Annotated in this window: 21 protein-coding genes; 5 read left to right on the forward strand and 16 right to left on the reverse strand. The window is 56.6% G+C overall.

What is annotated here, in order from left to right:
- Positions 1-70 precede the first annotated feature (70 nt).
- Positions 71-1324, reverse strand: coding sequence for a glutamate-5-semialdehyde dehydrogenase (gene proA, locus M2422_RS10225; RefSeq protein ID WP_064673476.1), 1254 nt, complete (start codon positions 1322-1324; stop codon positions 71-73).
- A gap of 11 nt (positions 1325-1335) precedes the next feature.
- Complete coding sequence (proB, locus tag M2422_RS10230) at positions 1336-2439, reverse strand: glutamate 5-kinase (protein ID WP_023310508.1); 1104 nt, start codon at positions 2437-2439, stop codon at positions 1336-1338.
- A gap of 306 nt (positions 2440-2745) precedes the next feature.
- Between proB and phoE the strand changes: the two genes are divergently transcribed.
- Positions 2746-3798, forward strand: a complete 1053-nt coding sequence (phoE, locus tag M2422_RS10235) for a phosphoporin PhoE (protein WP_033144705.1) — start codon at positions 2746-2748, stop codon at positions 3796-3798.
- Between the two features lie 138 nt (positions 3799-3936).
- On the opposite strand, the gene crl is transcribed toward phoE, so the two are convergent.
- The 3 genes from crl to gpt form a co-directional block, all read right to left on the reverse strand.
- A complete protein-coding gene (gene crl, locus M2422_RS10240; RefSeq protein WP_023310506.1) occupies positions 3937-4338 on the reverse strand; it encodes a sigma factor-binding protein Crl in 402 nt (133 codons plus the stop codon).
- A gap of 57 nt (positions 4339-4395) precedes the next feature.
- Positions 4396-5640 (reverse strand): esterase FrsA, encoded by a 1245-nt coding sequence (gene frsA, locus M2422_RS10245; RefSeq protein WP_064673477.1) that lies wholly within the window; start codon positions 5638-5640, stop codon positions 4396-4398.
- Between the two features lie 104 nt (positions 5641-5744).
- Positions 5745-6203, reverse strand: coding sequence for a xanthine phosphoribosyltransferase (gpt, locus tag M2422_RS10250; protein WP_010427903.1), 459 nt, complete (start codon positions 6201-6203; stop codon positions 5745-5747).
- Between the two features lie 260 nt (positions 6204-6463).
- On the opposite strand from gpt, the gene pepD reads away from it, so the two are divergent.
- The gene (gene pepD / locus M2422_RS10255) at positions 6464-7921 is read left to right on the forward strand and encodes a cytosol nonspecific dipeptidase (RefSeq protein WP_064673478.1); all 1458 of its coding nucleotides are present in this window, start codon (positions 6464-6466) and stop codon (positions 7919-7921) included.
- Between the two features lie 77 nt (positions 7922-7998).
- Here the strand turns inward: pepD and dinB are convergent, their stop codons facing one another.
- From dinB to M2422_RS10295, 8 genes are all read right to left on the reverse strand, one after another.
- On the reverse strand, positions 7999-9057 hold the full coding sequence (gene dinB, locus M2422_RS10260) for a DNA polymerase IV (RefSeq protein WP_064673479.1): 1059 nt from the start codon (positions 9055-9057) through the stop codon (positions 7999-8001).
- Positions 9058-9165: 108 nt separating this feature from the next.
- A complete protein-coding gene (gene nqrM / locus M2422_RS10265; protein ID WP_023615899.1) occupies positions 9166-9369 on the reverse strand; it encodes a (Na+)-NQR maturation NqrM in 204 nt (67 codons plus the stop codon).
- Positions 9369-10592 carry an NADH:ubiquinone reductase (Na(+)-transporting) subunit F gene (gene nqrF / locus M2422_RS10270; RefSeq protein ID WP_064673480.1) on the reverse strand — a complete coding sequence of 408 codons (1224 nt, stop codon included), beginning with the start codon at positions 10590-10592 and terminating at the stop codon, positions 9369-9371. Before nqrF ends, nqrM begins: the two co-directional genes overlap by 1 nt.
- A gap of 10 nt (positions 10593-10602) precedes the next feature.
- Positions 10603-11199, reverse strand: a complete 597-nt coding sequence (gene nqrE, locus M2422_RS10275) for an NADH:ubiquinone reductase (Na(+)-transporting) subunit E (protein WP_008500255.1) — start codon at positions 11197-11199, stop codon at positions 10603-10605.
- A gap of 6 nt (positions 11200-11205) precedes the next feature.
- Entirely contained in the window at positions 11206-11844 is a 639-nt protein-coding gene (locus M2422_RS10280) for an NADH:ubiquinone reductase (Na(+)-transporting) subunit D (RefSeq protein ID WP_033144701.1), read from the reverse strand.
- Positions 11837-12631, reverse strand: a complete 795-nt coding sequence (locus M2422_RS10285) for a Na(+)-translocating NADH-quinone reductase subunit C (protein ID WP_064673481.1) — start codon at positions 12629-12631, stop codon at positions 11837-11839. Before M2422_RS10285 ends, M2422_RS10280 begins: the two co-directional genes overlap by 8 nt.
- The gene (locus tag M2422_RS10290; RefSeq protein ID WP_048976534.1) at positions 12624-13859 is read right to left on the reverse strand and encodes an NADH:ubiquinone reductase (Na(+)-transporting) subunit B; all 1236 of its coding nucleotides are present in this window, start codon (positions 13857-13859) and stop codon (positions 12624-12626) included. The genes M2422_RS10285 and M2422_RS10290 overlap by 8 nt, the downstream gene beginning before the upstream one ends.
- A 3-nt stretch (positions 13860-13862) precedes the next feature.
- Positions 13863-15206, reverse strand: a complete 1344-nt coding sequence (locus tag M2422_RS10295; protein WP_064673482.1) for a Na(+)-translocating NADH-quinone reductase subunit A — start codon at positions 15204-15206, stop codon at positions 13863-13865.
- 298 nt (positions 15207-15504) lie between these two features.
- Here M2422_RS10295 and dpaA point away from each other — a divergent pair, with 298 nt between their 5' ends.
- Complete coding sequence (dpaA, locus tag M2422_RS10300; protein WP_033144698.1) at positions 15505-16245, forward strand: peptidoglycan meso-diaminopimelic acid protein amidase; 741 nt, start codon at positions 15505-15507, stop codon at positions 16243-16245.
- Here the strand turns inward: dpaA and M2422_RS10305 are convergent.
- Positions 16216-16983 (reverse strand): class II glutamine amidotransferase, encoded by a 768-nt coding sequence (locus M2422_RS10305; RefSeq protein WP_023310496.1) that lies wholly within the window; start codon positions 16981-16983, stop codon positions 16216-16218. The two genes, dpaA and M2422_RS10305, sit on opposite strands and share 30 nt — an antisense overlap.
- Positions 16984-17029: 46 nt before the next feature.
- Entirely contained in the window at positions 17030-17608 is a 579-nt protein-coding gene (lpcA, locus tag M2422_RS10310; protein WP_010427884.1) for a D-sedoheptulose 7-phosphate isomerase, read from the reverse strand.
- 239 nt (positions 17609-17847) lie between these two features.
- On the opposite strand from lpcA, the gene fadE reads away from it, so the two are divergent.
- The gene (gene fadE, locus M2422_RS10315) at positions 17848-20292 is read left to right on the forward strand and encodes an acyl-CoA dehydrogenase FadE (RefSeq protein ID WP_029739697.1); all 2445 of its coding nucleotides are present in this window, start codon (positions 17848-17850) and stop codon (positions 20290-20292) included.
- Positions 20293-20400: 108 nt separating this feature from the next.
- The gene (locus tag M2422_RS10320) at positions 20401-21171 is read left to right on the forward strand and encodes an amidohydrolase (RefSeq protein ID WP_039263863.1); all 771 of its coding nucleotides are present in this window, start codon (positions 20401-20403) and stop codon (positions 21169-21171) included.
- 51 nt (positions 21172-21222) lie between these two features.
- Here the strand turns inward: M2422_RS10320 and M2422_RS10325 are convergent, their stop codons facing one another.
- On the reverse strand, positions 21223-22824 hold the full coding sequence (locus M2422_RS10325; protein WP_064673483.1) for a gamma-glutamyltransferase family protein: 1602 nt from the start codon (positions 22822-22824) through the stop codon (positions 21223-21225).

Genomic DNA, 22824 nt, shown 5'->3' on the forward strand with positions numbered 1-22824 from the left:
TAGATCTAACCGGGTGATGCGTCAATGCCCTTTTGAATCAAACGGCTATTTTTGCATCACCCGTGATTATTTACGCACGAATCGTATCGTCGCCGAAGCCGATCCACTTGTACGTGGTCAGCGCTTCCAGCCCCATCGGGCCGCGCGCGTGAAGTTTCTGCGTGCTGACCGCCACCTCAGCCCCGAGGCCGAACTGGCCGCCGTCGGTAAAGCGGGTGGAGGCATTCACATATACTGCTGAAGAATCCACTTCGTTCACGAAGCGATCGGCATTGCGCAGGGTGCGCGTCAGGATCGCGTCAGAATGCTGCGTGCCGTGTTCACGAATGTGGGCAATGGCGTCGTCGAGATCGGCAACGATTTTCACGTTTAGATCCAGTGACAGGAACTCGTCGTCGTACTGCTCCGCTTTTACGGGAACAACGTTAGCCGCGCCATCCTTCAGCAGTGCGAGCGCGTTGGTGTCAGCATGCAGCGTCACGCCGCTCTCTGCCATCTGTTTGCTCAGGGCCGGCAGGAAGGTGTTCGCAATATCCTGATGCACCAGCAGCGTTTCAACGGTGTTACAGGTGCTTGGACGCTGGGTTTTCGCGTTCACGATTATCTTCAGCGCCGGTTCAATCTCAGCGCTGTCGTCAACAACGATATGACACACGCCGATACCGCCGGTGATCACTGGAATCGTCGACTGCTCGCGGCACAGCTTGTGCAGGCCCGCGCCACCGCGTGGGATCAGCATGTCGATGTATTTGTCCATGCGCAGCATTTCGTTGACCAGCGCGCGGTCTGGGCTCTCGATCGCCTGTACGGCCCCTGCCGGTAAGCCGCACTCTTCCAGCGCCTGCTGAATGACTTTTACCGTCGCGGCGTTGGTGCGCCATGTCTCTTTCCCACCGCGCAGAATAGCGGCGTTACCGGTTTTCAGGCACAGGGACGCAACATCCACCGTCACGTTTGGACGGGCTTCATAAATAACGCCGATAACGCCGAGCGGCACGCGGCGGCGCTCCAGGCGTAAACCGCTGTCGAGCAGCCCGCCGTCGATCACCTGCCCTACCGGGTCAGCCAGATTGCAGACCTGACGCACATCGTCGGCGATGCCTTTCAGGCGTGCCGGATTCAGCGCCAGACGGTCGAGCATCGCTTCGCTCAAGCCGTTGCGACGCGCTTCCAGCAGATCCTGCTCGTTGGCGAGCAAAATTTCCTGGGACTGGGATTCCAGATAATCAGCGATTTTTTCCAGCACGCGGTTTTTCTCGCGGCTGGAAAGGAGCGCCAGTTTGTAAGAGGCAGCCTTCGCGGCAGCGCCCATTTGTTCCAGCATGTTCTGGCTCCTTAACGAATAATCATGTCATCGCGATGCACGGCAACCGGGCCATATTCATAGCCCAGAATGGCGTCGATCTGCTGCGAGTGGTGACCCGCGATGCGGCGCAGCGCGTCGCTGTTGTAACGGCTTACGCCGTGGGCGATGTCGCGGCCTTCGAGGTTACGGATACGGATCACTTCACCACGGGAGAAGTTGCCTGTCACGCTTTTAATTCCTTTAGGAAGTAATGAACTTCCTCGTTCCAGAATCGCGGCGGTAGCTCCTTCATCGACGACGAGTTCACCAGCAGGAGGCGCGCCAAATATCCAGCGCTTGCGGTTTTCCAGCGGGGATTCCTGGGCGTGGAAGCGGGTGCCGACGGAGATACCTTCCATCACGTCACCAATCACGCCGGGGCGGCTGCCCGCCGCAATGATGGTGTCGATACCGGCGCGGCACGCTACGTCAGCGGCCTGCAGCTTGGTCCCCATTCCGCCCGTTCCCAGGCCTGAAACGCTGTCGCCGGCGATAGCGCGCAGCGCATCGTCGATGCCTTGAACGTCGGTAATCAGCTCGGCTTCCGGATTCGAGCGCGGGTCGGCGGTGAACAGCCCCTGCTGATCGGTCAGAAGCAGTAATTTATCGGCACCGGCCAGAATCGCGGCCAGCGCCGAGAGGTTATCGTTATCACCCACTTTGATTTCAGCGGTAGCTACGGCATCGTTCTCGTTAATGACCGGAACAATGTTGTTGTCCAGCAGCGCGCGCAGGGTATCGCGGGCGTTCAGGAAGCGCTCTCTGTCTTCCATATCCGCACGCGTCAGCAGCATCTGCCCGACGTGAATGCCATAGATGGAGAACAACTGTTCCCAGAGTTGAATGAGTCGGCTTTGCCCCACGGCGGCCAGCAGCTGCTTGGAAGCGATCGTCGCGGGGAGTTCGGGGTAACCCAGGTGTTCACGCCCGGCGGCAATCGCCCCGGAGGTCACAATCACAATACGATGCCCTGCGGCATGCAGCTGAGCGCACTGACGTACAAGCTCAACAATGTGGGCGCGATTTAGGCGGCGCGATCCGCCTGTTAAAACACTGGTACCGAGTTTTACCACCAGCGTCTGGCTGTCACTCATGATTCTCTGCCGTTCAACGATAAGGAAAAGTAATGTCGAACGAACGTTTTAACAGGAGTCAGCCCCGTTGCCAACTGCCTTAGCACATCGCGAAACACTTTGTTGCGCGGGATCAGGAAGCCTAGCGGGAAAGTTTGACACTTTTATTACCGAAATAATAAATCACAGTTTTTTAAAATTATTCTTAGTTTGTCATAAAAGTTTCATTCCAGAACGATAAAACCCTTCCTGTTTTTTCACGGGACTTAAGCATGAGCTTATCGTCCAGCGAATTTTTTTTAGCGCGTTTATAAGACAGGATCGAAAATGAAAAAGAGCACTCTGGCATTAATGGTTATGGGCGTAGTGGCTTCTGCATCCGTTCACGCAGCTGAAGTTTATAATAAAGATGGTAATAAACTGGACGTGTACGGCAAAGTGAAAGCCATGCACTACATCAGTGATGATGCCACCAAAGATGGCGATCAGACTTACGTTCGTTTCGGTTTTAAAGGCGAAACGCAGATTAACGATCAGCTGACGGGCTATGGCCGTTGGGAATCTGAATTTGCAGGTAACAAAGCCGAGAGCGACTCTACTCAGAAAACGCGTCTGGCGTTTGCGGGCCTGAAGCTGAAAAACTTTGGTTCACTGGATTATGGTCGTAACCTGGGCGCCCTGTATGACGTCGAAGCATGGACCGATATGTTCCCTGAGTTCGGCGGCGACTCTTCCGCGCAGACCGATAACTTCATGACCAAGCGTGCTACCGGCCTGGCCACCTACCGTAACACCGATTTCTTCGGCGCGGTTGACGGTCTGGACATGACGCTGCAGTACCAGGGCAAAAACGAAAACCGTGACGCCAAAAAACAGAACGGTGACGGTTTTGGTACCTCTCTGACCTATGACTTCGGCGGCAGCGATTTCGCCGTCAGCGGCGCCTACACCAACTCTGACCGCACCAATGCTCAGAACCTGCTGGCACGTGGCCAGGGTCAGAAAGCAGAAGCCTGGGCAACCGGTCTGAAATATGATGCAAACGATATTTATCTGGCTGCAATGTATTCTGAAACCCGCAATATGACGCCAATTTCCGGCGGCTTTGCAAATAAAGCGCAGAACTTTGAAGTTGTCGCACAATATCAGTTCGACTTTGGTCTGCGCCCGTCCCTGGGCTATGTCCAGTCTAAAGGCAAAGATATCGAAGGTATTGGTGACGAAGATCTGGTGAAATATATTGACGTTGGCGCGACCTATTACTTCAACAAAAATATGTCCACCTTTGTTGATTATAAAATCAACCAGATTGACGACAAAAATAAACTGGGCGTGAGCAGCGATGACATCGTTGCTGTAGGTATGACCTACCAGTTCTGATGATGTGAAATAAAAAAACCGGCTTGATGCCGGTTTTTTTATTGTCGGGATTAATGCGGTCTGGTGCCCTCACCCACGGGGAGAGGGAGAATTTGTAGGCCGGGTAAGGCGAAGCCGCCACCCGGCGCTGTGACACCATCAGGCAGTCAGCTTCACCGCTTCGCTGGAAAAGTCATCCGCGGGTTCGAACTTGAGATCCAGGGTGGCCAGCAGTGCGCGTGCCTTATCGTGAAACTCTTTTAGCGTATATTCCAGGCGGTCAATCACTTCCTGATCTTTAATTGTGGTCGCCTGCCAGTTGCCGTCTTTATTAAACAGGCCAAACTGGTAGCTATACGTAAAGCGTTTTTCCTCTGCTTCCATTTCCATCCACCAGCCCCAGAATTCACGTTTTTCGGGTGCAGGCTTCACGTTGACGCATACAGCCAGGCAGTCGAAAAAAAAGCGATTCTCTTCACACTGCTCTTCTCGAATATACGGGCCGAGAGCCATAAACTTCTTAATCAGTCTACTTTTCGGGTGTCCACTCGGTAACGTCATTGCGATCTCCTTTTGTGAAGCCACTGTTTTACCAAACCAGCGAAATTTAGCAATCTATTAACACGATCTCTGAGCGATCCAGCGCGTAATCTCTTTCAGTGATTTGTCGAAATTCTGATAGACCGGGCTGAACGGCACCTCAAGCAATTTGCCATCCGCAGATGACGAAGTGATTAATCGCGACTCTTCTTCCGGGCTGAACGGATCGTTTTTCCAGAACCCTGACAGCATCGGCGTTGGGCAGCGACGTCCCAGCAACCCCTGCGTTTTTAACGAGTAACGATTGAGCTCAACGCGCAGCGCTTCGTCTGATGCATCATGCATGCCAAGACGGCTGGCCAGCACATCAAGGTACATTTCAGGTACGCTCCCCTGGCGTGCAGGATCGCTGAGCAGAGCGTGTACGACCGGGCCGAGGCAGGCGACAGCTTTCAGACGAGAAGATTCAAGATAAGCCAGACGCACCGCGACGTTCGCGCCGAAACGGAAGCCGAATGCCGCCACGCGGGTGTGGTCAACCCACGGAATATTTTCCAGCGCTTTTAGCGCATGCTGGTGCAGCAGGCTGGAATCCTGAGTCAGTTTCCATTTGGATGAGAAACCAATTGAAGGCATATCAAGCGTCAGCATCGCGATCCCTTTTGGTGCGAAGTAACGCTCATACAGGCTGTAATAATCAATTTGCAGCGAATCCAGCCCGCCGCACATGAGGACGGTCGGGAACGGACCTTCACCTTCAGGCATATGCAGGAATCCGGTAACGGAAGCGCCCCCTGAAATGGTGAACTCAAGTTCACGCATCCGGCCCGGCAGGCGTTGAGCCGCCTCCTGATAGGCGCGATTCGCCAGCGCCTGAGCCTGCTCCGCCAGTTCATCCCCTTTTAAATGGGGGTAAGCGGCAATGCCGTAAAGATTAGCGGCGTGCAGCCAGTGCTTGCCGCTGCGCGTGGCATCCTCTTCCTGGCTGGCTTTTTGCTGCCAGAGCATCGCCTGTTTAGACCACTCGTAGATCCAGTTTCCGCCACGGTAGCCCACCACCGTATCGTAGAGTTCGCTGTCGGTACGTTCGGCTTCACTCATCACGATACGTGCCTGCACATCAAGGATTTCACGGGGGTCGATACCGCGCCAGATCCACATCAGGCGGTTAATCATGCGATACCAGTGAGGCACGTTTTTTCCGTCTAACGCGGACTGGACGGCAGGCTGGGTACCCGGATTGAAGCGACGCACCAGCGTCGACGTTTCAGGGTGTTTGAAACGGGGTTTGAAGAGAGTCTCGGTGAGATTCGCCTGCGTCATTGCGTTGCCTCCATGAATACGTCGTATAGAGACTATTGTAACGCGTGGCAGGCCAAAAAGAACAACGCCCGACATAGTCGGGCGTGTAAAGTTACGTACTGGTATTAACGGCCTGAAATAGGCGGTACGAAGACCACGCCCATATCCCATGGCTGTTCAATCCAGGTGTCCTGCGGGATATCAATCACGTAATCGTCAACCAGCGGGCGGCCAGCAGGCTTCGCGAAGATAGTGACGAAATGCGCTTTCGGATACATTTCGCGGATAGCGACCGCAGTACCGCCGGTATCCACCAGGTCATCAATAACGATGAAACCTTCGCCGTCGCCTTCCGCACGTTTCAGCACGGTCAGCTCGCGCTGGTTGTCATGGTCATAGCTGGAGATGCAAACGGTATCGACATGACGAATACCCAGCTCACGTGCCAGCAGCGCCCCCGGTACCAGACCGCCACGGCTGACGGCAATAATGCCTTTCCACTGTTCGGAAGGCATCAGACGCGCAGCCAGTTTGCGTGCGTGAATCTGCAACATGTCCCAGGTGACGACGTATTTTTCGCTCATGTGAAGTGTCCCAGCCTGTTTTTATACGGCTTAAAAAGTGTTCGAGGGGGAAATAGGTTGCGCGAGATTATAGAGATCTGACGCACTAAAAACCAGTGTTTAGCGCCCTCTGCCTGAGTTTTTACATGCTTTATGCTACCAGCCAGCAGAGAAAGTGGTATTCTCAGTTTCATCTCGCAAGCCTGACTTGTGGTAACTATTAACCTGCTAACCCTGTGGCCTGCAACCCTGTTTGCAGCGCCTCGACAAGGAGACTTATCGTGTCTGAACTGTCTCAATTATCTCCGCAGCCGCTGTGGGATATTTTTGCGAAAATCTGCTCCATTCCACACCCTTCCTACCACGAAGAACAGCTTGCCGAACATATTATGGGCTGGGCGAAGGAAAAAGGTCTGCATGCTGAACGCGACCAGGTTGGCAACATTCTGATCCGCAAACCGGCTACCGCAGGCATGGAAAACCGCAAACCGGTTGTGCTGCAGGCGCACCTGGACATGGTGCCACAGAAGAACAACGACACCGTTCACGACTTCACCAAAGACCCGATTCAACCGTACATCGACGGCGACTGGGTGAAAGCACGCGGCACCACGCTGGGCGCGGATAACGGCATCGGTATGGCCTCTGCGCTGGCCGTGCTGGCCGACGACAGCGTTGAGCACGGTCCGCTGGAAGTGCTGCTGACCATGACCGAAGAAGCGGGCATGGACGGCGCGTTCGGTCTGCAGGCGAACTGGCTGCAGGCGGACATCCTGATCAACACCGACTCTGAAGAAGAAGGCGAGATCTACATGGGCTGCGCGGGCGGGATTGATTTCATCTCTACCCTGCCGCTGAAGCGCGAAGCGATTCCTGCTGGCTTCCAGACCTTCAAGCTGACGCTGAAAGGGCTGAAAGGCGGCCACTCCGGCGGTGATATTCACCTGGGTCTGGGTAACGCCAACAAGCTGCTGGCGCGCTTCCTGGCAGGCCATGCGGCCGAGCTGGATCTGCGTCTGGTGGACTTCAACGGCGGTACCCTGCGTAACGCAATCCCGCGTGAAGCCTTCGCCACCGTAGCGGTTCCAGCGGCAAAAGCGGACGAGCTGAAAAAACTCTCCACCGTATACCTGGATATCCTGAAAAACGAACTGTCGGCGAAAGAGAAAAACCTGACCGTGGTGCTGGAATCCGTATCTACGGATAAAGACGCGCTGACCGCGCAGTCTCGTGACACCTTCGTTCAGCTGCTGAACGCGACGCCAAACGGCGTGATCCGCAACTCTGACGTGGCGAAAGGCGTGGTGGAAACCTCGCTGAACGTGGGCGTGGTGACCATGAGCGACGACAGCGCGGAAATCATCTGCCTGATCCGCTCCCTTATCGACAGCGGTAAAGAGTACGTGGTGAGCATGCTTGAATCACTGGGCACGCTGGCGGGCGCCAAAACGTCTGCAAAAGGCAGCTACCCGGGCTGGCAGCCGGATGCAAGTTCTCCGGTGATGGCGCTGGTGCGTGAAACCTATCAGCGTCTGTTCAACAGCACGCCGAACATTCAGGTGATCCACGCCGGTCTGGAATGTGGCCTGTTCAAGAAACCGTATCCGGATATGGATATGGTGTCCATCGGGCCAACCATTACCGGTCCGCATTCGCCGGATGAGCAGGTTCATATCGAAAGCGTCGGTCACTACTGGACGCTGCTGACTGAACTGCTGAAAGCGATCCCCGTTAAGTAATACCCTCACTCCAGCCCTCTCCCACAGGGAGAGGGTGAAAAACGTAGGCCCGGTAAGCGTAGCGCCACCGGGCTTTTTTACAATCCCAGAACCAGCTGTCGCTCTAACTGCGGATCCAGCAGCGTGACGTGTAATCCCACCAGCCTGACCCCTCGCCCGCCCCGGCGCTCTTCCCATGCCTTTTTCGCCGTCGCGATAAGATCGTCTTTATTCAGACGCGGCCAGACGTGTTCCTGCGTTGTCTGCTGGAAGTCGTTGAATTTTAATTTGATACCCTGACGGGCAATGAGCAGGTCCGGCTTCACCTTGCTTAAGCGTCGTTCCAGCTCAGGGTAAAGCTGTTCCGTGATAATGGTTTCGCATTCAGACCAGTCATGAATATCTTCAATGAGGGTGCGCTCAACGCCGACGGATTTCCGCAGCCGCTCGCTGTTCACATCGCGATCGTCAATTCCCTGGCTGCGCTCCCACAGCACGCGGCCAAACTTTCCAAAGCGCTTGAGCAGCATGGCGAGATCGCTTCGCTGCACGTCTTCGCAGGTCCGTAGCCCCATGCTTTCCAGCTTTGCGGCGGAGACTTTTCCCACGCCGGGGATTTTGCCGAGCGGCAGCGTTTTCAAAAACGCCGGCACCTCGTCAGGCGTGATGACGTATTGACCGTTGGGCTTATTTAAATCGGAGGCGATTTTGGCGAGGAATTTAACGGGCGCGACGCCCGCCGATGCCGTCAGATTCAGCTCGTGGAAAATCGTCTGGCGGATCTCCTGCGCCATCAGCGTGGCGGAGCCGTGGCAGTGCACGCTGTCGGTCACATCCAGATAGGCTTCGTCCAGCGACAGCGGCTCTATCAGAGAGGTATAGCGGGAGAAGATTTCCCGAATATGGAGGGAAGCCTCTTTATAGGCTTCAAACCGGCCGGGCAGAAGCGTGAGATGAGGGCAAAGCTTTAAGGCCATCGCCGTCGGCATCGCGCTGCGCACGCCAAATTTGCGCGCAGGATAGTTGGCGGTGCTGATGACACCACGCTGAACGCGGCTGCCGCCAATGGCGATGGGAATGTCCCGCAGCGCCGGGTTGTCACGCATCTCCACTGCGGCAAAAAAGCAGTCCATATCGACATGGATTATTTTGCGCATAGTAAGCCCTCACTCATCACTGGATAAGTATACAGTAAACAAATGAGGATTGAGAAGAAGATGTGAGAACGCCGGGTGGCGGCTTTGCCTTACCCGGCCTGCAAAAAATTAAATAATGCGCTGCTGCTCGCGGGCCATCCTTTTCTTCCGCGCATCGCACGGTTCCGGACAGTCGCAAACCTTTTCCATCCCAATAGAGGAAATACCGCCGCAGCTGCCCTGAATGCTTTTCCGCTTAACGATCCAGCCTAACGACATGCCGAAGATGACAAGCACAAACACCACAAAAGTTGCCAGAAACGTCAGCATCATCAGCCTCCAAAGTCATCGAGCATGATGTTCTCATCTTCGACACCGAGATCTTTCAGCATCTTAATCACGGCGGCGTTCATCATCGGCGGACCACACATATAGAACTCGCAGTCCTCAGGCGCCGGGTGCTGTTTGAGGTAGTTTTCATACAGCACGTTGTGGATGAACCCCGTATAGCCCGTCCAGTTATCTTCCGGCTGCGGATCGGAAAGCGCCACATGGAAGGTAAAGTTCGGGTTTTCACGCGCCAGCTGTTCAAACTCATCTTCATAGAACATCTCGCGCAGCGAGCGCGCCCCGTACCAGAAGCTGATCTTACGCTGGCTCCCCAGCCGCTTGAGCTGGTCAAAGATGTGCGAGCGCATCGGGGCCATACCGGCACCGCCGCCGATAAAGACCATTTCCGCATCGGTATCTTTCGCGAAGAACTCCCCGAACGGGCCGGAGATCGTCACCCTATCGCCAGGCTTCAGCGACCAGATGTATGACGACATGACGCCCGGCGGTGCATCCGGCACATTCGGTGGCGGCGTGGCGATACGCACGTTGAGCATGATGATGCCCTTCTCTTCCGGATAGTTGGCCATCGAGTAGGCGCGCAGCGTCGGCTCTTTCACCTCAGATACAAAGCGGAAGAGATTGAATTTGTCCCAGTCGGCGCGGTACTCATGCGGCACGTCAAAGTCCGCATAGGCCACAGCGTGCTCCGGGCACTCGATCTGAATGTAGCCTCCGGCGCGGAACGGGACATGCTCGCCTTCCGGCACCCGCAGCTTCAGCTCTTTTATAAAGGTGGCTTTGTTATCATTAGAGATAACCTCGCACTCCCATTTTTTGACGCCGAAGATCTCTTCCGGCAGCTCAATCTTCATGTTCTGGCGCACCGCGACCTGGCAGGCCAGACGACAGCCCTCTTTTGCCTCACGCTTTGTGATATGCGCCAGTTCGGTTGGCAGAATATCGCCACCGCCCTCTTTTACCGTCACGCGGCACTGTCCGCAGGAACCGCCGCCGCCGCAGGCTGAGGAGACAAAAATGCCGTTACCGGAGAGCGTGTTGAGCAGCTTGTCTCCCGCCGGCGTGCGGATCTGATTCTGCGGCTCGTCGTTAATATCAATGACCACGTCGCCGGAATTTACCAGCTTCGCGCGCGCCGCCAGAATAAGCCCTGACAGCACCAGTACAATCAGCGTGAACATCACCACGCCAAGGATAATTTCCATCTGTTTGCCCTTATAGCTGCACACCGGAGAAGGACATAAAGCCCAGCGCCATCAGCCCGGTGGTGATAAAGGTGATCCCCAGGCCACGCAGACCCGCAGGCACGTTGGCATATTTCATTTTCTCGCGGATCCCCGCCATGGTGACAATCGCCAGCATCCAGCCGATGCCGGAACCAAAACCGTACACCACGGATTCGCTGAAGTTGTAATCACGCTGCACCATAAACGAGACGCCACCGAAGATGGCGCAGTTCACCGCGATCAGCGGCAGGAAGATCCCCAGCGCGTTGTAGAGCGACGGGAAATACTTATCGAGGATCATCTCGAGGATTTGCACCAGCGCCGCGATCACCCCGATAAAGGTGATGAAGTTCAGGAAGCTGAGATCAACCCCTTCCACCAGCGCGCCGTCCCGCAGCACAAAGTTGTACACCAGATTGTTGATCGGTACAGATAAGCCGAGCACCACGGTGACCGCGATACCGAGACCAAATGCCGTCGACACTTTTTTGGAAACCGCAAGGAACGTACACATGCCGAGGAAAAACGCGAGCGCCATGTTTTCAACAAACACCGCCCGCACAAACAAACTCAGGTAATGAGCCATCGTCGGTTACTCCTTTTCCTGCTGTTCTGGCTTCAGCGTACGAATCAGCCAGATCAACAAACCGATAATGAAAAATGCGCTAGGGGCCAGCAGGAACAGGCCGTTTGGCAGATACCAGCCGCCGTTCTGCACCGTGTCCAGCACCGTGATGCCAAACAGCTTGCCGCTGCCAATCAGCTCGCGCAGGAACCCCACGGTCAGCAGGATCACGCCGTAGCCCAGGCCGTTGCCGATGCCGTCCATAAAGCTCGCCAGCGGCGGCATTTTCATGGCGTAGGCTTCCGCACGCCCCATGACGATACAGTTGGTTATAATCAGCCCGACAAACACCGAGAGCTGTTTGGAGGTTTCATAGGCAAAGGCGCGCAGCAGCTGATCGACCACGATCACCAGCGAGGCGATGATCGCCATCTGCACGATGATCCTCACGCTGTTGGGGATGTGGTGGCGGATCATCGAGATAAACATGCTGGAGAACGCCGTGACCAGCGTGACCGCCAGCGTCATCACGACTGCCGTTTCCAGCTTGGTCGTCACCGCCAGAGCAGAACAGACACCCAGCACCTGGAGCGTGATCGGGTTATTGGCTAACAGTGGGCCAACGAGCACCTTTTTAACTTCTTTCAGTTCACCGGTATCAGCCATTGTTCAGCGCTCCTTCACGTACGTTTTTCAGGAAAGGACCAAAGCCCAGCTCGCCCATCCAGAAATCAAAACTGTGCTGCACGCCTTTTGAGGTGAGCGTGGCGCCGGAAAGCCCGTCAACGGCGTAGTCGTCACCGGGACGTGCCGCCCCTTTCATCACCTTCAGCGCAGGCAGGCCGTTATCGTCGAGCACTTTCTTGCCGACAAACTGTGCCCGCCAGTTAGGGTTTTCAACTTCGCCACCCAGCCCCGGCGTTTCGCCCTGGTCGTAATACGTAATGCCTTTGACCGTGCGCCCATCGGTATCAAGGGCCACAAAGGCATACATCATTGACCACAGACCGTTACCGTAAATAGGCAGTACCACTTCCTGAATACGTTTTTGGGGGTCGCGAACCAGATAGATTTCGGCCAGGTTGCTGCGACGCTTAATCCCGGCGGGATCTTGCGATGCCTCCAGCGTCAGGCTCATCTGCGGATCTTTCAGCGCCAGCGCCTGGTTGAATTTTGCCGGGTCTTTATCCAGCAGTTCACCCGTTTTTAAATCCACCAGACGCGCCGAAATACGTTCAGCAAAGACGGCCGAAACCTCGTCCGCGCTCATTCCTTCCTGCATCAGCCCGGCGACGGCCAGGATGTTGCGCTGTTTATCCAGCGCACGTTGCTCCTGCTGCAGGGGTTTTAACCCCACGGCAGAGCCGGCCACGACAATAGAACAGACCAGACAGAGCACCAGCACCACCAGCAGCGTTTTGCTGATGCTGTCGTTATTTTTAACCTCAGCCACGCGCCTTCCTCCGCTTGATATTGGCCCGCACCACCAGGTAATCGAAGAGCGGCGCAAACAGGTTGGCAAACAGAATGGCCAACATCATCCCTTCCGGGTACGCCGGGTTGACCACGCGGATCAGGACACACATCGCGCCAATGAGCACGCCATAGCTCCATTTACCTTTGTCTGTAAACGAGGCAGATACGGGGTCCGTCGCCATGAACATCATGCCGAACGCGAAGCCACCCAGCACCAGATGCCAGTACCAGGGCATGGAGAACATCGGATTGGTGGTCGAACCGATAACGTTGAACAGGGTGGCGGTCAGCACCATGCCGATCATCACGCCCGCAACGATCCGCCAGGAGGCCACGCGACCAAAAAGAATGATCGCGCCGCCAAGCAAAATCATCAGCGTAGAGACTTCTCCGATGGAGCCCGGAATGTTGCCAATAAAGGCATCAAACCAGGTGACTGGCTGACCTGTCGCGTTGTTAACCAGCGTTTCGCCGCCGTGTGCCGCCCACTGTGAAAGCGGCGTCGCGCCGGAAAAACCGTCTGCCGCCGTCCACACCAGGTCGCCCGATATTTGCGCCGGATAAGCAAAGAACAGAAACGCGCGTCCCGCCAGCGCCGGGTTGAGGAAGTTCCGCCCGGTGCCGCCGAAGATCTCTTTGGCAATCACCACGCCGAAGCTGATGCCAAGCGCCGCCTGCCAGAGCGGTAGCGTCGGGGGAACAATCAGGGCAAACAGAATAGAGGTCACGAAGAAGCCTTCGTTGATCTCATGTTTACGGATGATGGCAAACAGCACTTCCCAGAAGCCGCCCACGACAAATACCGTGATGTAAATCGGCAGGAAGAACACGGCACCCAGCGTCATCATGCTCAGCCAGCCCGCGTCTGCGGTGAAGCTTACCCCTAACGACTGGGCCAGACGGTAGTGCCAGTCGGCCTGAATCACCTGCGCCAGCTGCTGTGCATCGTACATGTGGTGCAGCGCCGGAATGGTCTGCAGGCCGACGTTGTACATTCCCCAGAACATCGCCGGGAAGACCGCAAACCACACCAGGATCATCATGCGTTTCAGGTCGATGGCATCGCGAACGTGCGCCGCCCCTTTCGTCACCAGCCCCGGCGTGTAGAAAATGGTCGTCGTTGCTTCATACAGCGGGTAGTACTTTTTGAGCTTCCCTTCGGTAAAGTGCGGCTCAATTTTTTCAAAGAGGTGTTTTAAGCCCATCGGTTATCCTTCCTGCTCAATGCGGGTTAACACCTCGCGCAATACCGGTCCATATTCATATTTGCCCGGACAGACATAGGTACAGAGCGCCAGATCTTCCTCGTCAAGCTCCAGACAGCCCAGCGCCTGCGCGCCGTCGGTATCGCCAGCAAGCAGATCGCGCAGCAGCACGGTGGGCAGAATATCCAGCGGCATGACGCGCTCGTAGTTGCCAATCGGGACCATGGCGCGCTCGCCGCCGTGCGTGCTGGTTGAGAAGCTAAACAGCTTATTACGCAGGAAGTGGCCCAGCGTGGTTCGGGTGACGGAGTATTTTTCTGCGCCTGGCAGAACCCAGCCAAACAGTTCTTTCTCACGCCCTTCCTGCAAAATGCTGACCTGCAAATGGAAGCGTCCCAGGTACGCGTGCGCATTGGCCGCATGGCGGCCGCTGAGGACCGAGCCGGAAATCAGGCGGTTTTCGCCCTCTTTCGTTTCCCCCACCAGCAGTTCATTGATGTCGGCACCCAGCAGCGTCTTCACCAGGCGCGGATTTGCAGCCTGCGGTCCGCCGATGGCGATTATCCGTTCAGCGCAGAGTTCACCCGTAGTAAAGAGCTTACCGATGGCAATGACGTCCTGATAGTTAAGGTGCCAGACCTGTTTCGTCAGGCTGACTGGCTCAAGGAAATGGATGTGCGTCCCGACCAGCCCCGCCGGATGCGGGCCAGAAAATTCATTAAACGTGACCTGCCCCTGCGGATGCCCGCCAGGCTTGCCGCCGCCGGCCTGGCAAACGTGCACTTTTCCGGATGTGAGGCGGGTTAAAACGGTTAGACCAGCATCAAAAGCTTTTCGCTGCGCCAGGATAATCGGTTCCGGGTCCACGCTGAGCGGGTTGGTGTCGATGGCCGTGACGAAAATCGCGGCCGGTTCCGTGCCCGGAACAGGGGATTTGCTGAAGGGGCGCGTACGAAGCGCGGTCCATAAACCGGATGCCAGGAGCTGATCCTGAACGGCGTCACGGTTCAGCGACGCGAGTTCTGCGGTGTCGTAATGGGCAAACTCACGCTTTTCATCGCCCTCAATGCGGATAACCACCGACTGCAGAACGCGCCGTTCGCCACGGTTGATGGCCACAACGGTGCCGCTCGCGGGGGCCGTGAACATCACGCCGGGATTTTTTTTGTCCTCAAAGAGCGCCTGTCCTTTGATAACGCGATCGCCCTCCTGTACCAGCATTGAAGGACGCATACCCAGGTAGTCTTCGCCCAAAATGGCGACATGACGGACACTTGCGCCTGTCGAAACGTGCTGCGCTGGCACGCCTGCAATCGGCAGATCAAGTCCTTTTTTAATTTTAAACATGTGGTTAGCAGGTTTCCATGAACAACAATCCAGTGGGCGCAAAGTGTAACATTTTCCCCTTCACGCGGGCAGGGAATCCGCCGTCACGCGCGCCAAATTGCGAGCTAATGCGCAAAGTTCCTGGAGCCATCGCAATTTTGATGGTTTATAAAGTAAAACTAATTTGTAAACTCACCGCCCGGCTCTTGCGAAAATCTATAGCGGTGCTAATGTGAGCGCTCCTAACAGAATAATCTGATTTCGGGTCTCTTTTGCCGTCCTGGCAAGTTGGTCATGGTTTTATCAAGGAACTAGTAGTATGCGTAAAATCGCATTGTTCATTGCGATGCTTCTGATGCCGTGCATGTCGTTTGCCGGACTGCTCAGCAGTAATAGCTCAACGACGCCGGTCAGCAAGGAATATAAACAGCAGTTAATGGGATCGCCGGTTTATATTCAGATCTTCAAGGAAGAGCGCACTCTCGATCTGTTTGTCAAAATGGGCGAGACATATCAGCTGCTTGATAGTTACAAAATTTGTAACTACTCCGGCGGACTGGGGCCAAAACAGCGTCAGGGCGACTTCAAAAGTCCGGAAGGGTTCTACAACGTTCAGCGCAGCCAGCTCAAGCCTGACAGCCGCTTCTATAAAGCCATTAACATCGGCTTCCCGAATGCCTATGACCGTGCACACGGTTATGAAGGTAAATATCTGATGATCCACGGTGCCTGCGTGTCTATCGGCTGTTATGCGATGACCGACTCCGGCATTGATGAGATTTTCCAGTTCGTGACGGGCGCACTGGTCTTTGGGCAGCCTAACGTACAGGTCAGCATCTATCCGTTCCGCATGACGGACGCCAACATGACGCGTCACAAGTACTCATACTACGCGGATTTCTGGAAACAGCTGAAACCGGGTTACGACTACTTTGAGCAGACCCACAAGCCACCCGTGGTCTCTATCGTCGATGGCCGTTACGTGGTCAGCAAACCGCTGAGCCACGAAGTCGTCCATCCACAGCTGGCGTCAAATTACACGGTCCCCGAGACAAAATAGCACCCACTCGCCTGGCATAATCTTTTGCCAGGTTTCGTTGCCCGTCAGCGGCTGCGTTGCGATAACAGTGACCACATCGTTCGGTGTGGTCTCCTTCTGAAAGTCTATCTCCACATCCTGATCGAGCAGCGTCGCAACGCCAAACGGCGCACGGCGGGTGATCCAGAACAGATTCGTCGAGCAGAACGCCATCACATAGCGGCCATCAGAGAGCAGCATGTTGAACACGCCTTTTTCACGCAGTTCAGATGCCAGCGTCGCGATGTATTTGAACACGGCAGTCATGTTGCCGGGCGTGCGGGGATAGCGCTCCGTCAGCTTGTGCAGCAGCCAGCAGAAGGCTTTTTCGCTGTCCGTCTCCCCGACCGGGCGGAAATTGCCCGTCTCCAGTGACTTATAGCCCGTGAGCTGCCCATTGTGCGCGTAGGTCCAGTTACGGCCCCACAGCTCGCGGGTAAACGGATGGGTATTTTCCAGCGCCACTTCGCCACGGTTGGCCTGACGGATGTGGGCGATTACCGAGCGGGACTTGATCGGGTAGTCCTGAACCAGTTTGGCAATCGGTGAGTTAAAGCTGGGCTGTGGATCTTTGAACGTACGACACCCTTTGCCTTCGTAGAAGGTGATGCCCCAGCCGTCTTTATGCGGCCCGGTTCCTCCACCGCGCTGAACCAGCCCGGTGAAACTAAAGCAGATATCGGTTGGCACATTGGCGCTCATCCCGAGCAGTTCGCACATACGTCACCTCCACAACAGCGGGGGCAAGAGTGCCCCCAGCGAAGTCTTACTTAACCATCTCTTTTTCGATCAGCTGGATCAGGATGTGGATCACTTTGATGTGAATTTCCTGAATACGGTCAGCATAACCGAAGTGCGGAACGCGAATTTCGACATCCGCCGTACCGTCCATCTTACCGCCATCTTTACCGGTCAGGGTGATGACTTTCATCCCTTTTTCACGCGCGGCGGCGATCGCTTTGATCACGTTGCCGGAGTTGCCGGAGGTAGAGATCCCCAGCAGCACGTCGCCTTCACGGCCTACCGCTTCAACGTAGCGGGAGAAGATGTGGTCGTAACCGAAGTCGTTGCCTACGCAGGAGATGTGGCTCACGTCTGAAATCGCAATCGCCGGGTAGCCCGGACGGTTTTCGCGATAGCGTCCGGTCAGCTCTTCTGCGAAGTGCATAGCGTCGCAGTGGGAACCGCCGTTACCGCAGGAAAGCACTTTGCCACCGGCTTTGAAGCTGTCGGCCAGCAGGACCGCTGCGCGCTGAATAGCGTGAATATTGGCATCATCTTTCAGAAAGTTCGCCAGCGTTTCCGCCGCTTCGTTCAGTTCGTTACGAATAAGATCCTGGTACATGAGGATAATCCTTCAGTATTGATGAAATAACACAGTGGAGTGTACCGGATAGCGGGAAAAGCGAGAAGCTAAAGCCATGCGAATCGTCCGGCGTTTTGATTTTTTGTGCCGGCTAAAACGCGAACAATGTGAACCAGGTTGTAATTATTTTGTAAACACATTGCTAAAGGAAATAACATCAACTACAACCATATCATCACAAGTGGTCAGACCTCCTACAAGCAAGGGAGCTTTTCTTTATGATGATTTTGAGCATTCTCGCAACCGTTGTTCTGCTCGGTGTGTTGTTCTATCACCGCGTAAGTTTATTCCTGAGCAGCCTGATTCTTCTGGCCTGGACGGCTGCGCTTGGCGTCGCAGGTCTCTGGAATATCTGGCTTTTAGTCCCTCTTGCCATCATCCTTCTGCCGTTTAACCTGGCCCCGATGCGTAAATCAATGATCTCTGCGCCGGTGTTCAAGGGCTTTCGCAAAGTGATGCCGCCCATGTCGCGTACTGAAAAAGAAGCGATTGACGCGGGCACCACCTGGTGGGAAGGCGATCTGTTCCAGGGCAACCCGGACTGGAAAAAGCTGCATAACTATCCGCAGCCGCGTCTGACCGCTGAAGAGCAGGCCTTTATTGACGGCCCGGTGGAAGAAGCGTGCCGCATGGCAAACGACTTTGCCATCACCCATGAAATGGCCGATCTGCCGCCAGAGCTGTGGGCGTATCTGAAAGAACATCGCTTCTTCGCGATGATCATCAAGAAAGAATACGGCGGTCTGGAATTCTCCGCTTACGCTCAGGCTCGCGTCCTGCAAAAGCTGGCGGGCGTCTCCGGGATCCTGGCGATTACCGTTGGCGTGCCTAACTCCTTAGGCCCGGGTGAACTGCTGCAGCATTACGGTACCGAAGAGCAGAAAGATCACTACCTGCCGCGTCTGGCACGCGGTCAGGAAATCCCTTGCTTCGCGCTGACCAGCCCGGAAGCGGGTTCCGATGCAGGCGCGATCCCGGATACCGGCGTGGTCTGCATGGGCGAGTGGCAGGGCGAGCAGGTGCTGGGCATGCGCCTGACCTGGAACAAGCGTTATATCACCCTGGCGCCAATCGCCACCGTGCTGGGTCTGGCCTTTAAGCTCTCTGACCCGGAAAAACTGCTGGGCGGCGAAGAAGATCTGGGCATTACCTGTGCGCTGATCCCAACCTCTACCCCAGGCGTTGAAATTGGTCGCCGTCACTTTCCGCTGAACGTGCCGTTCCAGAACGGTCCGACCCGCGGTCAGGACATCTTTGTGCCGATTGACTACATCATCGGCGGTCCGAAAATGGCCGGTCAGGGCTGGCGCATGCTGGTGGAATGTCTGTCTGTGGGCCGCGGCATTACCCTGCCGTCGAACTCAACCGGCGGTCTGAAGTCGGTCGCGATGGGGATTGGCGCTTACGCCCACATCCGCCGTCAGTTCAAAATCTCCATCGGCAAGATGGAAGGTATCGAAGAGCCGCTGGCGCGTATCGCGGGCAACGCCTACGTGATGGATGCCGCGGCTTCTCTGATTACCTACGGCATTATGCTGGGCGAAAAACCGGCCGTGCTGTCCGCGATTGTGAAGTACCACTGTACCCACCGCGCGCAGCAGTCGATCATTGACGCGATGGATATCGCGGGCGGTAAAGGCATTATGCTCGGCGAAGGCAACTTCCTGGCGCGCGGCTATCAGGGCGCACCGATTGCCATCACCGTGGAAGGGGCAAACATCCTGACCCGCAGCATGATGATCTTTGGTCAGGGCGCAATTCGCTGCCATCCGTACGTGCTGGAAGAGATGGCTGCCGCGCAGAATAACGACGTGGATGCCTTCGATAAGCTGCTGTTCAAACATATCGGTCACGTGGGCAGCAACAAGGTGCGCAGCTTCTGGCTGGGCCTGACGCGCGGTCTTACCAGCGCGACGCCGACCGGCGATGCGACCAAACGTTACTACCAGCATCTGAACCGTCTGAGCGCCAACCTGGCTCTGCTGTCTGACGTCTCCATGGCGGTGTTGGGCGGTAGCCTGAAGCGTCGCGAGCGTATCTCTGCCCGTCTGGGGGATGTGCTGAGCCAGATCTTCCTGGCCTCTGCGGTCCTGAAGCGCTACGACGACGAAGGCCGTCAGGAAGCGGATCTGCCGCTGGTGCACTGGGGCGTTCAGGATGCGATGTATCAGGCTGAACAGGCGATTGACGACCTGCTGGCGAACTTCCCGAACCGCTTCGTGGCGGGTGCTCTGCGCGCGGTGATCTTCCCGACCGGACGTCACCACCTGGCGCCGTCCGACAAGCTGGACCACAAGGTGGCGAAGATCCTGCAGGTACCGAGCGCAACCCGCTCCCGTATCGGTCGTGGTCAGTATCTGACGCCGACGCCGCATAACCCGGTGGGTCTGCTGGAAGAGGCGCTGCTGGACGTGATGGCTGCCGATCCGATTCACCAGAAGATCTGTAAACAGCTGGGCAAAAACCTGCCGTTTACCCGTCTGGACGAACTGGCAAAACAGGCGCTGGCCGGCGGCATTATCAATAAAGATGAAGCCGCTCTGCTGGTGAAAGCCGAAGAGAGCCGTCTGCGCAGCATTAACGTGGATGATTTCGAGCCGGACGAGCTGGCGACGCAGCCGGTAAAGCTCCCGGAGAAGCACCGCAAACCTGAAGCGGCATAACGCGTTTCGCTTATACAAACCCCGCCTCGCGCGGGGTTTTTTATTGCCACATTTTCTCGTAATGACGTGCTACAGTGTCAAAAAGCGGTCTTTTGAGGAGTCTGTATCGTGCCTGGTTTGAAGATTTCTATTTTGCAGCAACCTTTAGTGTGGATGGATGGCCCCGCCAACCTGCGCCACTTTGATCGTCAACTGGAAGAGATTACCGGGCGTGATGTGATTGTCCTGCCGGAAATGTTCACCACCGGATTCGCCATGGAAGCGGCACAACAATCAATGCCGCAGGATGAGGTGGTGGCCTGGATGCATGCCAAAGCGCAGCAGACCAACGCGCTGATCGCCGGGAGCGCCGCCCTGCAAACGGATCGCGGGCCGGTGAACCGCTTCCTGCTGGTGGAGCCGGAAGGGAAAGTGCATTTTTACGATAAACGCCACCTGTTCCGCATGGCGGATGAGCATCATCACTATGAAGCGGGTCACGAGCGCGTGGTGTTCGAGTGGCGCGGCTGGCGTATTTTGCCGCTGGTCTGCTACGACCTGCGCTTCCCGGTGTGGTCGCGCAACCGCAACGATTACGACCTGGCGCTGTATGTTGCCAACTGGCCTGCACCGCGCTCCCTCCACTGGCAGTCGCTGCTGGTAGCGCGCGCGATTGAGAACCAGGCGTACGTGGTGGGCTGTAACCGCGTGGGAACCGACGGCAACGGGCATCACTACCGCGGCGACAGCCGGGTGGTGAATCCGCAGGGCGAGATCATTGCCACCGCCGAGCCGCATCAGGCGACGCGCATTGATGCCGAGCTGTCGTTGACGGCGCTGCAGGAGTATCGCGAGAAGTTTCCGGCCTGGCAGGATGCGGATCCGTTTAGCATTGGCTGAAATTTTCCCCTCACCCCGCCCCTCTCCCAACGGGAGAGGGAGGATAAAACATTAACTCACCAGCGCCTGCCCGTCTTTGCGGCTTTCCGTTGCGGCCACGTAGTGTCCTTCCGGCAGACGGTAAATCACCTGCGCCCCGCCGAAGTTGTAATCCTGAAGCGGATCTTCCACCACGATCTGATGACCCCGCTCGCGCAGCGCGGCGATGGTATTGCGATCGAAGGTCGATTCAACGATCACCTCCCTGCCCTGCACCACGCGCCAGCGCGGGGCATCGATTGCCGCCTGCGGGTTTTGCCCGTGCAGCATAATGCGCAGCGCCATCTGCATGTGCCCCTGCGCCTGCATCGGGCCACCCATCACGCCGAAAGACATCAGCGGCTGGCCGCTGCCGTCCATCGCAAAGCCCGGAATGATGGTGTGGAACGGTCGCTTGCTGCCCGCCAGCGCGTTCGGGTGATTGGGATCCAGCACAAACCCGCAGCCCCGGTTTTGCAGGCTGATCCCCGTATCCGGCACCACGATGCCTGAACCAAAGCCCATGTAGTTGGACTGAATAAACGAAACCATCATCCCGCTGGCGTCGGCGGTGCTGATGTAGACCGTGCCGCTCTGCGTCGGGGAACCGTAAACGAAATCAGAGGCGTGCTCGTGATTGATAAGCGCCGCGCGCGACTTCAGATAATGGTCGCTCAGCAGCTCTTGCGCCGCGAACGCCATATGGTCTTCATCCGCCACGTAGCGATCGAGATCCGCCAGCGCCAGCTTCATCGCCTCAATGGACAGGTGCAGGGACTGCACGGAATCCGGATGATGCTTCTCAATGCCGCACTGCTCCAGAATGCCGAGCGCAATCAGCGTGGCGATCCCCTGGCCGTTTGGGGGCAGTTCCTGCACCGAACCGCCCGCGAAGTCGCGCGACAGCAGCTCTACCCAGTCCACGCGGTGGTTTGCCAGATCTTCAGCCGTCAGGTGCGCGCCGTGTTCTTTGGCGAAAGCGGCAATTTTCTGCGCCAGCTCGCCGCGGTAAAAGGCTTCACCGTTGGTGCGGGAAATCAGCTCCAGCGAGTTCGCCTGCGCCGGGTTACGGAAGATTTCCCCCACGCGCGGGGCGCGGCCTTCCGGCGCGAAGCAGGCGCTGAAGCCCGGCTGATCTTTCAGCTTGCTATAGCCGCGCTGCCAGAGATGGCCGATCAGCGGGGAGACAGGGAAACCGTTGCGCGCGTAGTCAATGGCTGGCTGCGCCAGGGTGGTCAGCGGCAGCGTGCCGAAGCGTTCCGCCAGCGCGACCCAGCCGGATACCGCTCCCGGCACGGTCACCGCGTCCCAGCCAATTTCCGGCACCGCCGTTTTACCGGCAAACAGATCCGCATGCCAGCTCGCAGGCGAGCGGCCCGAGGCGTTCAGACCGTGCAGCTTTTCACCGTCCCAGACGATGGCAAAGGCGTCGCTGCCGATCCCGTTGCCGGTCGGCTCAACCACCGTCAGCGCCATCGCGGTGGCAATCGCCGCATCAACGGCGTTGCCGCCCAGCTGCAGCATTTTCATTCCAGCCTGCGCCGCCAGCGGTTGCGACGTGGCAACGGCGTTATGGCCCATCATTGGCGGGCGTCGTGAAGCGTAACCGGACGTAAAATCAAGCGCTTTGGTCAT

Origin of the sequence: Enterobacter sp. SLBN-59, assembly GCF_024807915.1 — a bacterium.
In the GTDB taxonomy this organism is placed as follows: Bacteria; Pseudomonadota; Gammaproteobacteria; order Enterobacterales; family Enterobacteriaceae; genus Enterobacter; species Enterobacter asburiae_B.